This is a genomic window from Enterococcus sp. LJL99, assembly GCF_054871725.1.
In genome coordinates, this window is record NZ_JBTXLT010000008.1 from 49,071 (window position 1) to 61,406 (window position 12,336).

A 12,336-nucleotide genomic window follows, 5' to 3' on the forward strand; every position below is an offset into this window, starting at 1 on the left:
AAGAGCAGAATCGAGTAATGTGAAAAAACGAGTGTTCAATTTCGAAATGCTCTTATCAATTGTTTAGAATCCGTTTGTAAGATGAAAAATTATCGCTACGAAATATCTTCGGGGAAGTACGTATATTCAGCGATTTCAGCTGCATGATGGCCTGCTACATGACCCGTCACAAATGCTGCCGTAACGTTATATCCACCAGTATATCCATTGATGTCAAGTAATTCTCCAGTAAAAAAAAGCCCGTTTACTCGTTTACTTTCCATCGATTTGGGATTGATTTCTTTCAGAGAAACCCCGCCACCAGTTACAAATGATTTTTCAAGTGGTAACGTTTTGGTTGCATGCAACTTAAATGATTTTAGCATTGAAACCAGTGAAGTCAACTGTTGTTCATCGATATTTTTCGCTGGGACCTCAGCGATATTTAACTCATTTAAGTAGAACTGCAATAATCGTTCTGGTAAAATATTTTTCAATGCATTCTTCAATGATTTTTCAGGTTGTTCCTGTAGTTTATTTTGTAATAGTTGTTTTAATTCTGTCGGACTAGTTTCAGGAAATGCATCGAGCGCTAGTGAGACTGGTTGGTTTTCGTTTTTAGTTAATTCCTGATTTATAAAGCTAGAGCAACGTAATGCGGCGGGACCAGATAATCCGAAATGTGTAAAGAGCAAATCCATTTGATGAGAAATAATTGTTTTACCTTTTGTATTCAGAACAGCTAATGAAACGTTTTGTAAAGATAGGCCTTGTAAAACTTTAGTCAAAATAAATTGGTCATTACAAATAATTGGCGATTCGGTGGCATACAAAGGCGTGATTGTATGTCCCAGCTTTTTAGCTAATTTATAGCCATCACCTGTAGCTCCCGTAGAAGGGTAGGTGCGTCCACCGGTACTTACAATTACACAAGGCGCATAGATTTTTCCGCTAGCTAATTCAACGCCAATGATTTGTTTATCTTTGGACAAAATTTTCTCAACCTTTGCTTCGGTATAAATCGTAACACCTAATTCCAGTAATTTGTTATATATTGTTTCGACTATAGTTTTTGAGCGATTACTTATGGGGAACATTCTGCCGTGATCCTCTTCTTTTAAGTGAGTTCCGTTAGATTCAAAAAAATTCATGATATCGTAATTATCATATTGAGAAAAAGCACTATATAGAAATTTCCCATTTCCAGGGATGTGCGCAATAATATCTTCAGCAGGGCGGTTATTTGTTACATTGCAACGTCCACCACCAGTTAATAATAATTTTTTTCCAACCTTTTTATTTTTTTCTAATAATAGGGTCTGGCTACCAGTTTCGGCCGCCGCAATAGCTGCCATCATTCCACTTGTACCAGCACCTATTACGATTACATCAAATTGTTTCATAATCCTCCTCCAATCCATTCGTAGTGTACCATAAAAGAATTAAATTTACGATTTTCTGAATAATTTCAATTTTTTTGTGGAAATTTTTCAGAATTAGGTTAAAATAGGATTACAACTATGAGAGGATGATTAGATGGAAGCAAAGAATTATGTACAAGAAATTCAAGCGAAGATCCACGAAAAAGATCAAGGTCAGGCAGAATACTTACAAGCAGTTGATGAGTTTTTACCTTCGGCAGAAGTATTTTTAAAAGAGAACTCAGCGTTTGTAGACTCTAATATTTTAGGTTTATTGATTGAGCCAGAACGTATTTTACAGTTTAGAGTTCCGTGGCAAGATGATCAAGGAAAATGGCAAATCAATCGTGGATACCGTATCCAGTATAATTCTGCTCTTGGTCCATATAAAGGTGGATTGCGTTTCCACCCGAGCGTTAATTTAAGTGTATTAAAATTTTTAGCGTTTGAGCAAATCTTTAAAAATAGTTTAACTGGCTTGCCGATTGGCGGAGGAAAAGGCGGTAGCGATTTTGATCCTAAAGGAAAGTCAGATGCTGAAGTCATGCGTTTTTGTCAAAGTTTCATGACTGAATTACAAAAACATATTGGTCCTAGTCTTGATGTGCCAGCAGGAGATATTGGTGTTGGTGCTAGAGAAATTGGTTATTTATTTGGAACTTATAAGCGTTTAAGAAATTATGATGCAGGCGTTCTTACTGGTAAACCATTAGGTTATTGGGGAAGTCAAGCTAGAACAGAAGCCACTGGTTATGGTTGTGTTTATTTTGTAAAACATCTGTTAGCTGATTCAAACGATTCATTTGAAGGGAAAAACGTAGTTGTTTCTGGTAGCGGAAATGTTGCAATTTATGCGATGGAAAAAGCGAAAGAATTAGGTGCGACTGTTTTAACTTGTTCGGATTCTAGTGGATTCATTTATGATCCAAAAGGAATTGATGTAGAATTAGTTAAGGAATTAAAAGAACAAAATAGAGAACGTATTTCTAAATATATCGAAACACATGCAGATGCCACTTACTATGATCAACAGTCTGTTTGGGATTTTGAAATTGCCTATGATATTGCCTTACCATGTGCGACTCAAAATGAAATAAACGAAAAGCAAGCGGAAATCTTAGTTAAAAATGGTGGTAAAATTGTTGCTGAAGGCGCGAATATGCCATGTACATTACCAGCTGTCCATGTTTTTGAAAAAGCTGGCGTTCTATATTGTCCAGGAAAAGCAGCGAATGCGGGTGGAGTTGCTGTTTCAGCGCTTGAAATGAGCCAAAACTCAGAAAGACTATCATGGTCATTTGAAAAAGTAGATAATCAATTGAATGAAATCATGAAAAATATTTATGAAACATGTCGAGACACATCTAAAAAATATGGTTCAGAAAACAATTTTGTTTTAGGTGCAAATGTAGCTGGTTTTGAGAAAGTTGCCAAAGCAATGCTGAGCCAAGGTTTAGTATAGAATTCTAATTATTATGTAAGGGAAGATAAAAGTTATCGCATTTGAATTTTAATGGAAAAATCCATCAAGTAGCATTTATCTGATGGATTACAATAAAAAATTCGATGCATAACTTTTTCTTGCCTTTTTCATGATAAACTGATTAGTGTTATTTAATAAAAATAAAAACAGGGTAATCTTTGTGAAAAATGATAAAACATTAGAATATACTTGAAAAAAGTTGAAAAAAAACGTAAAGTAAGTACTGTATTAAGTTTATTTCAAGGAGGAGAAAAGATGTCTCACATTAAATTTGATTATTCCAAATTAGCTCCATTTGTTGCTCAACATGAATTGGAATATATGCAAACACAAGTGACAGCAGTAGACAAAGCGTTAAGAGAAGGTACAGGAGCAGGTAGTGATTTTACTGGCTGGATTGATTTACCAGAAAATTATGATAAAGAAGAATTTGCTCGCATCAAAAAAGCAGCTGAAAAAATCAAGTCAGATTCAGACGTATTAGTAGTAATCGGAATTGGTGGGTCTTATTTAGGTGCTCGTGCTGCAATTGAATTTTTAAATCATTCATTTACAAATATGTTGTCTAAAGAAGAACGTAACGCGCCACAAATCTTCTTTGCTGGAAATAGCATCAGTTCTACTTATTTAGCTGATTTGATTAATGTGATTGGAGATCGTGATTTCTCAGTAAACGTTATTTCTAAATCAGGAACAACAACTGAACCTGCAATCGCATTCAGAGTATTCAAAGAATTATTGATTAAAAAATATGGTAAAGAAGAAGCGAATAAACGCATTTATGCAACGACAGACCGTGCTAAAGGGGCTGTTAAAGTAGAAGCCGATGCTGAAAATTGGGAAACATTTGTTATTCCTGATGATGTAGGTGGCCGCTTTACTGTTTTAACACCAGTTGGTCTTTTACCGATTGCTGTTAGTGGTGCAGATATTGATTCCTTGATGACAGGTGCGAATGATGCACGTAAAGAATACGCTTCTACAACAGATTTAACTAAAAACCAAGCATACCAATATGCAGCGTTAAGAAATATTTTATACCGTAAAGGTAAGACAACAGAAATGTTGATCAATTACGAACCAGGTATGCATTATTTTTCTGAATGGTGGAAACAATTATTTGGTGAATCTGAAGGGAAAGACCAAAAAGGAATCTTCCCAGCAGCAGCCGATTTTTCAACTGACTTACATTCTATGGGACAGTATGTTCAAGATGGTATGCGTAATCTTTTCGAAACGGTTGTTAAGGTTGAAAACCCTCGTCATGCAGTGGCTATTCCTGAGCAAAATGAAGATTTGGATGGCTTAGGTTATTTACAAGGAAAAGAAATTGACTATGTAAATACAAAAGCATTCGAAGGAACGTTACTTGCGCATACAGATGGCGGTGTTCCAAATATGATCGTTAAAGTTCCAACGATGGATGCTTATTCACTAGGTTATGTAATGTACTTCTTCGAAATTGCTGTCGGTATTTCTGGGTACTTAAATGGTGTGAATCCATTTGACCAAGAAGGTGTAGAAGCATATAAACGCAATATGTTTGCTTTACTTGGTAAACCAGGCTTTGAAGAATTAGCAAAAGAATTAAACGAACGTCTATAAAATTCAGCGCGATAAAATCTAAAAAATAGCGAAAAAGCATGGGAATTCAATTGAATTCCCATGCTTTTTCGCTATTTTCATTGAAGTCATCTATACTTTTTTTGATTAAAAAGTTATTTATATCTAAAAGTAATTAAATATAGAATATTTATATATGTTTATTTTTAGATTTTAATTTTTGAATTAGCTTTTTTATAATGAGCATATTTATTGATAAAAACAAAAAAGCATAGTATTATACTTTTATACCAACAACAACCCTTTTTATTTTTTCATTTTACTCCCCGGAGTAAAACTCCTTTTACCCGCTTCTGATGAAGCGGGCTTTTTGTTTTATTTTAAATGAATAAAAATAAAACAGATAAATTGGCGATGGCATGATTTATTCCTTCTTTTTCACTTTTAGAAAGGAATAGCAAGTATTTTATAAAAATCAAAAAAGAAAAATTTTGATTTTTTCATAGTTTTTAATCATGATCTAAGGAAGGAGAGACTTTCTAGCAAGTTTGCGGCTTAATTTATTTGATTCTGAAATCAGCTGTTTTCCAATTGTCGTTTTTTTGACACTTAATCTTATCGCTTGACGATCGACTAAGCGTTTTGTCGATAAAATATCTTCATTATTTTCGATAGCAATGAGCTTATTTTTAAATGGTTTATGTGTTGCCAATTGCATACCAAATGAATTATACAGTAATGTATAGCCACCGATACCAGTGATGGGTTGATAAGTTTTTGAAAAACCTCCGTCAATCACAATCATTTTACCTTCCGCTTTTATAGGAGATTCACCTTTAATTTGTTTAACAGGTGTATGACCATTAATAATATGACTGGTTTCATCTAATAAATCAAAAGCAATTAAAATTTTTTGGCAAATTATAGGATCATTGCGCATGTTGTAATAGCTATTTTTAACTTCTTTGTGTGTTGTTTTATCCTCTATGAAATATCGCTCGAAAGTTTTCATCGCTTTTTTACCGAAAAGGGATGAATTCTCACCACACCATAAATACCAATAAAGATCTGTATCGAAATCATCCACTAATTCTGGATGTTGAAAAGCACGTTTAATCGATTCGTAAAAGAAATCAATTAACTTTTTTCCTGAATAAACGTTTTTGTCAAAGGTAATTGCTTGGAACTCACCACTCTCAGTTAATGGGATGCATCCGTGTATGAGTAAATTTTGATTATAAACTAAGTAAAGCGAACCTTGTTCAAATAAAAAATCCATATGTTCCATCAATCGCTCAGATTGTTGAAATTGATAAGATAAATCCTCTATCAGACTTTCTTCATCGGTCGTTAATTGATAGGGGGCAGTGAAATCGATTGTCTGAAAACATTGGTTGCTCAAGCTTATCTTTTGTTGACCTAATGTGATTTTATCATCAGTGATTTTATCTAATAATAGTCGGTCAGATAAGTTAAATTCAGGTCTACGCTGAATCAATTGCCCAGCTAATTTTTCTTGTATGATAGTCATCGATTGTTGGATTACGGTAGATTCGATAACTTCTTTTTCAGATAGAGTGCGATAAGGATTAGTTTTTGGTTTGAATACTGGGTTAAAGGCATAATTTTTTAAGCTGAACTCCTTGAGTGCAGTAAGATCAATGTCATAAACTTCTTCTAAAAGGTCTAGATTTCCATAACGGGAACAAATACGTAGGACATTTGCAAGACAAACTTTGGAGCCAGAAACAGCACCTAACCAAATAATGTCGTGGTTTCCCCATTGGATGTCAACAGAATGATAATCCATCAGAACATCCATTATTTTATCTGGATTTGGTCCACGATCATAAATATCGCCAATTACATGTAAGTGATCAATCACGAATCTACGAATCAAATAAGATAAGTCACTAACAAATCGTTCAGCTTCATCAAGTTCTATGATTTTCCGGATGATCTGGTGATAGTAATTTTTTTTGTCTGTTTGTTCATCATAAGGGTAAATCAGTTCTTCTAAGATATAAGCATAAGTTTTAGGTAATGCTTTACGAACTTTCGAACGAGTATATTTACTAGAAGAAAAACGAACGACTTTCATCAACTGTTCAATTGTTTGAAACCACCATTTATCAGTCAAGTCACTTTGTTGCTTTAATAGACTGATTTTGTCCTCAGGATAATAAATCAGAAAACAAAGTTCGTCAATTCGAGCTTTAGAAAGTTCTTTACCAAATAAAGTCTGGACTTTTGTACGAATACTGCCAGATCCAGTGCGCAAAATATGGTCAAATGCATCAAATTCTCCATGCAGATCACTAACGAAATGTTCAGTACCTTTTGGTAAATTTAGGATTGCTTCTAAATTGATGATTTCAGCAATTAGTTCATTTGTCTGCATTTTATTTACCATAGTTTATTACCTCGCTTTTATTTTGGCGTTAAATCCTCGATAATCGAAGCCGTTTCTTCAATTGATTTTGTATTAACATTAATGACCAATGAATCAAAAGATTTAAATATTTCTTCAGCATAAGTCAGTTCTTCCTTGATTCGTTCTTCATTTGTATAAGCTGAATCTTCTTTTAGTCCTAACGAATTTAAACGTGATTTTCGAATCGCAATTAAGCTATCAATATCAGTAGTTAAACCAATGATTTTTTTTGGATCAACTTGTTTTAATTCTTCTGGTAATGCTACGCCAGGAATTAAAGGTAAATTAGCTACTTTATGAGAGCGGTTGGCCATGTACATACTTAATGGTGTTTTAGAGGTTCTTGAAACACCTAATAAAATGTAGTCAGCTTCCAAAAAGCCTTTAGGATCTTTTCCATCATCATATCTTACAGCGAATTCGATAGCAGAAACGCGACTAAAGTATTGTTCATTTAATTTATGTAAAGCTCCAGGTTCTTGCAATGGTTGAACACCAAAAGTTGACTCTACAATATTACTCAAAGGGCTCATGTAATCAACATATTGAAGACCTGTTCTTCTAGCAAAATCTTTTACTAGAGTAACTAAAGATTTATTGACAAGGGTCGTGACTACGACGGCTTTATCATGTAAGGCATCTTTCAAGATAGGTAACAATACTTCCTCATCGGTAATAAAAGGAAAACGTTGGATATCAGTCATATCCACCTCAGGATATTGAGCAGAAACAGCCGAAATGATTTTTTGTGCTGTTTCTCCCACAGAATCAGACACTAAGTAAATTTTAATTTTATTTTTTTTCATCAGAAATAAACTCCTTAATAATTTTCTTTTTCAATATCGTTACCTGAACGAATGAAATACTCCATTAATTTTGTTTTTGTTAATTTACCAATCACTTTTTTTGGTTGGTTTTTTTCGACAACAGGAAGGGTATCGATGCTATGCTGCATCAAAAGTGCGCCTGCCTCTAAAATCGTTTGTTCTTCAGTGATTGTAATAATATTAGGCATTCTAGTCATAATCATTGCAACGGGTGTCTTATCAGTATTTTGGTTACTGATTGCAGCTCGTAACAAATCTTTACGAGATAAAATACCAATCAATTCATCTTGATCATCTTTCACGTATAAAGAACCAACATCGTACATAAAAAGATGAGTGACTGCTTCATAAACAGTTACACTTTGATGAATCAATAGCGGAGTTAGCATTAACTCTTTGACTTGTTTTTTATACAGTTTTTCATAGAGCAAAGGTTCAACCGTTTGACCTGTATAAAAATAGCCAACTTTAGGACGTGCATCTAATAATCCTGTCATCGTGAGAATGGCTAGATCACTACGAAGCGTTGCTCTACTTAAACCAAGAAATTTTGCAATGTTATCTCCGCTGATAGGTTCATTTTCTTTTACGATTTTAATTATTTCTAATTGTCTTGAAGTGAGTTTCAATTATGCAACCTACTTTCTTAATGTGACATACTATTGATTATATAGTTATACACTAAATAAAGCAATAACAAAAAAATATTTAATCGATTGTTTGGATTTTAAAATGAGACATACTATTTAAACAGTTTTCCTCTAATATGAGTTACACTAGTTGGTTCGTGAAATTCTTTAAAAGAAATAGTTTGGGTAAGTAGTTTTTATTTTTGAAAAAGAAATTTTTTTGATAGGTAAATTGTTTTAATCCTCAAATTATTGATGTTATAATTTGATAGAGTATTTAGAGAAAGAAGTGGCAAAATGAGAAATAACTACTGGAAAATAGTTGTAGGAGCGTTGATTTTGATTACTATTGTTGCAAGTGTTAGATATGTAATAAAGCAAGACGAATCTTATGAAGCTAGAGGGATAACAAAAGAAAACTCATTTTCAGAAAGTTTAAATCAACTTATGGCTGAAAAGCATTTTGTCGGCAACGTTCTTATTGTGAAAAATAATGCGATTTTTTTTGAAAATAGTTATGGTTTTGCGAACAAGGAGCTAGGAATCAAAAATCAAAAAGATACGCTATTTCCAATCGCTTCACTGCAAAAAATGATGACAGGAGCAATTATTTTACAATTTGTCGAAGAACATAAATTGAGTTTAACAACTAGTTTAGCGGATTATTATCCAGAAATTCCCTCGAGTCACGAAATCACAATCAGTGATTTACTAAATCATACGTCTGGTTTAATGATGGATGAAACAGATCCTAATACCGTATTGAAAACCGAAGATAGCCAAATTCAAAATGTTCTATCAGAGTTAAATGTAACGGCATCAAAGGAATTTATTTATACGAATGCAAATTATACTTTATTAGCGGGAATTATTAGTCAGATTTCAGGAATGACTTATGAAAAAACAGTAGAAGAAAGAATTTTCAAACCACTTAAAATGACACAGTCTTATTTTTGGGATGATTTACCTAAAGGCAATAGAGTTCCTAAATCCTATATTTATGCCACTAAAGATTATCAAACAGATACATTTCCTTCCACAGAGGCTTTATTTTCAAGTTTGTTAGGAGCCGGGAATTTGTATATGACGACTGAAAATATGTGGCGATTTATGCACGGATTGTCAGATGGGCAATTATTTGAACCAGGTATTTATCAGAAACTTGTAAATGCAAAGGCTGGCGGATACCAAGCAGGAATTGTTTATTTAGAGGATTTACAATATTCAGAAGGAATGTTAGGCGGTTATGATACTTTGATATATGGAAGTCAAAGTGGAAAGAGTTTGGTGATTTTGTTTGGAAATCAAGTGCCTATTAATGGAATGAGCACTTTGGGAGATACAATCTATCGCTTACTTGAAGAATAATAAACAAAAAATAAGACAATGAAGAAAAAAACGATAGGCAGTTTTTTGTTTATATGCTATTATTTTTAATAAATGAAGGAAAGAAGAGGGTGGATAAATGTCTTTATTATTTGGAACAGCAAAATTTAATGAAGAAAACCATTTAACGATTGGTGGATGTGATACAGTTCAGTTAGTAGAAAAATATGGAACGCCATTGTTTGTCTATGATGTTGCACATATTCGTGAAAGAGCGAGAGGATTCAAGCAAACATTTGATTCTTTGGGCGTTAAAAATAAAGTGATTTATGCCAGCAAAGCGTTTAGCTGTTTGGCAATTTATAATTTATTGGAGGAAGAGCATCTAGGTTGTGATGTTGTTTCTGGTGGTGAAATCTACACGGCCATCAAAGGTGGAATGTCTCCTGAAAATATTGAATTTCACGGCAACAATAAAACAAAGGAAGAATTAGCATTTGCTGTTGAAGAAAATGTTGGAACGATTATTATTGATAATTTTTATGAAATCGAATTACTAAAAGAAGTTCTGACAGAACAAGATAAGAAGCAAAATGTGATGTTCAGAATTACTCCGGGTGTTAATGCAGAGACGCATGATTATATTTTGACAGGGCAAGTAGATTCTAAATTTGGTTTTGATGTCAATAGTGGTCAAGCGACAGAAGCTTTACAAAAAATTCTTAATGAAGAGCGTTTTGTATTAACAGGAGTTCATTGTCATATTGGCTCACAAATTTTTTCTGCGGATGGTTTTTTAGCGGCTGTAGAAAAAATGATGCTGATTTTAGATGAGTGGAAAAAAGCATTTGACTATACAGTTGATATTTTAAATATGGGTGGTGGTTTTGGAGTAAAATACACTGAAGCGGATACGCCACTTGATCCCAAAGAATTTGTTAAAGCAATTGTTGAAGCGGTCAAAGGTCAATCAGAAGTTTTAGATTATCCTTTCCCAGAAATTTGGATTGAACCAGGTAGAAGCATTATCGCCGAGGCTGGAACAAGTCTTTATACTGTTGGCTCACAAAAAACAATTCCTGATGTTCGTCGTTATGTATCTGTTGATGGAGGAATGGGAGATAACATTCGTCCAGCGCTTTATGGGGCGAAATATGATGGTTTGTTAGCGAATCGTGTTGCTACAGAAGACATAGAAGAAGTTACGATTGTAGGTAAATTTTGTGAATCAGGAGATGTTTTGATTCGTGACATCGAATTACCTAAACTGCAACCAGAAGACTTGATAGCAATTACTACAACAGGCGCTTATGGCTATTCAATGGCAAATAATTACAACCGAAATCCGCGTCCAGCCGTTGTTTTTGTTGAAAACGGTCAAGATAAATTAGTTGTCCGTCGGGAAACATATGCCGATATGGCTTCATTAGACTGTGAATAAGTGTTGTTTTGTTTGAAATAGCATAAAAGCTATTCATTCTCAGACCAGTCACCACGTATGTTTGTTAACAAAATACCTAATAAAAAATACAAGGAAAATTCCATTTGTGTTAATGGAGTTCTCCTTGTATTTTTTTCTAATAAATTTTATTTAGTTAAATTATCTAGAAAAAATGTTTGTTAACGGATGCCTAATGCAATTCGGGCATAACGTGACATTTTATCTGTTGTCCATGCTGGATACCAGACAAGTTTTACTTCGACATTATTTACTTCTGGCACTTCTTTTAAGGCTTCGTGGATTTGCTCCGTTAAGACATCAGCTAAAGGACAACCCATTGTTGTGAGAGTCATCTTGATTGTTGTATCGCCATTTTTTTCAAATTCTACTTCATATATTAATCCTAAATTAACAATATCAATGCCAAGTTCAGGATCGATGACAGTTTCTAGAGCTGTCAAGATTTGTTCTTTGATGTCTTCAATCTCTTCAGCAGAGTATTCTTGTGATTCAGTCATTGTATTACTCCTTTACAATTGTTTGTACCTCATAATATACCTTTTTTTCAGTCGTTTGTAAATGAGAAGGTTTTAACTCAATTTAAAAGAAAACAGTAAATTTTAACTAAAATTGCATTGTTAGCAGTAAAAGTTCATCCTCTGTTTTATTACTGATATTGTGTCGAGCAAAAGCCTCTAGAAAAATTGTATCACCTTCCGATAGGGTAAATGTCTCGTTTTCTAATTCGATAAGTGCTTCTCCTTTTAGCACGTAATTGATTTCACGTAGATTGTGTGCAATCAATTTTCCGCTAGATGATGAGTTTTTGTCGATATATATTTTGGAAATAACCATATTCTCTGTGTGAACTGGTAAATTAAATAATGTATTATAATAGGTGGAGTTTGTTTGCCAAGGATTATAGATTGTATCAGCTGAGTTTCGGATGATTTTATATTCTTTTTGCAAAGTTGCTTCATTTTCGACTACTTTAGGGGAGTCAGCAGCTAAAAGGGTAGCTACAGTTATATTTAAAGCATCCGCGATTTTTCTCAAAGATTCAAGGGAAGGTCGATTCATCCCGCGTTCTATTTGAGATAAAAAACTAGCTGAATAACCTGTTTTTTGACCAAGTTCTTTTAAAGTGATTTGTTGCTCTTTCCTTATTTCCTTAATTTTCTTAAATTCCATTAGTTAGACATCCTTTTGATCATATTCTCTACCTCTTTATTA

At 33.6% G+C, this 12,336-nt stretch carries 10 protein-coding genes; 4 read left to right on the forward strand and 6 right to left on the reverse strand.

Translation table 11 applies throughout. The annotated features are described in order from the left end of the window. Nucleotides 1-95: 95 nt before the first annotated feature. Complete coding sequence (locus tag ACYSNW_RS12550) at nucleotides 96-1,382, reverse strand: BaiN/RdsA family NAD(P)/FAD-dependent oxidoreductase (protein ID WP_461744983.1); 1,287 nt, start codon at nucleotides 1,380-1,382, stop codon at nucleotides 96-98. A 133-nt stretch (nucleotides 1,383-1,515) separates the two neighbouring features. Between ACYSNW_RS12550 and gdhA the strand changes: the two genes are divergently transcribed. Further along, the gene (gdhA, locus tag ACYSNW_RS12555; RefSeq protein WP_461744985.1) at nucleotides 1,516-2,862 is read left to right on the forward strand and encodes an NADP-specific glutamate dehydrogenase; all 1,347 of its coding nucleotides are present in this window, start codon (nucleotides 1,516-1,518) and stop codon (nucleotides 2,860-2,862) included. Between the two features lie 276 nt (nucleotides 2,863-3,138). Then, a complete protein-coding gene (locus ACYSNW_RS12560; RefSeq protein ID WP_461744987.1) occupies nucleotides 3,139-4,488 on the forward strand; it encodes a glucose-6-phosphate isomerase in 1,350 nt (449 codons plus the stop codon). 478 nt (nucleotides 4,489-4,966) lie between these two features. On the opposite strand, the gene ACYSNW_RS12565 is transcribed toward ACYSNW_RS12560, so the two are convergent. Genes ACYSNW_RS12565 through ACYSNW_RS12575 form a run of 3 tightly spaced genes read right to left on the reverse strand, consistent with a single transcriptional unit; the run spans nucleotide 4,967 to nucleotide 8,336 of the window. Then, nucleotides 4,967-6,859, reverse strand: coding sequence for a fructose-1,6-bisphosphatase (locus ACYSNW_RS12565; protein WP_461744989.1), 1,893 nt, complete (start codon nucleotides 6,857-6,859; stop codon nucleotides 4,967-4,969). A 17-nt stretch (nucleotides 6,860-6,876) separates the two neighbouring features. Continuing rightward, the gene (locus ACYSNW_RS12570; RefSeq protein WP_461744991.1) at nucleotides 6,877-7,686 is read right to left on the reverse strand and encodes a pyruvate, water dikinase regulatory protein; all 810 of its coding nucleotides are present in this window, start codon (nucleotides 7,684-7,686) and stop codon (nucleotides 6,877-6,879) included. Nucleotides 7,687-7,700: 14 nt separating this feature from the next. Next, the gene (locus ACYSNW_RS12575) at nucleotides 7,701-8,336 is read right to left on the reverse strand and encodes a helix-turn-helix transcriptional regulator (RefSeq protein ID WP_461744993.1); all 636 of its coding nucleotides are present in this window, start codon (nucleotides 8,334-8,336) and stop codon (nucleotides 7,701-7,703) included. Nucleotides 8,337-8,633: 297 nt separating this feature from the next. Here ACYSNW_RS12575 and ACYSNW_RS12580 point away from each other — a divergent pair, with 297 nt between their 5' ends. Together ACYSNW_RS12580 and lysA are read left to right on the forward strand one after the other, a co-directional pair. Next, nucleotides 8,634-9,704, forward strand: a complete 1,071-nt coding sequence (locus tag ACYSNW_RS12580; RefSeq protein WP_461744994.1) for a serine hydrolase domain-containing protein — start codon at nucleotides 8,634-8,636, stop codon at nucleotides 9,702-9,704. Nucleotides 9,705-9,801: 97 nt separating this feature from the next. Beyond that, nucleotides 9,802-11,103 carry a diaminopimelate decarboxylase gene (gene lysA / locus ACYSNW_RS12585; protein WP_461744996.1) on the forward strand — a complete coding sequence of 434 codons (1,302 nt, stop codon included), beginning with the start codon at nucleotides 9,802-9,804 and terminating at the stop codon, nucleotides 11,101-11,103. A 179-nt stretch (nucleotides 11,104-11,282) separates the two neighbouring features. On the opposite strand, the gene ACYSNW_RS12590 is transcribed toward lysA, so the two are convergent. Then, nucleotides 11,283-11,621, reverse strand: coding sequence for a metal-sulfur cluster assembly factor (locus ACYSNW_RS12590; protein WP_461744998.1), 339 nt, complete (start codon nucleotides 11,619-11,621; stop codon nucleotides 11,283-11,285). 106 nt (nucleotides 11,622-11,727) lie between these two features. Continuing rightward, nucleotides 11,728-12,294, reverse strand: a complete 567-nt coding sequence (locus ACYSNW_RS12595; protein ID WP_461744999.1) for a helix-turn-helix domain-containing protein — start codon at nucleotides 12,292-12,294, stop codon at nucleotides 11,728-11,730. Nucleotides 12,295-12,336 lie beyond the last annotated feature (42 nt).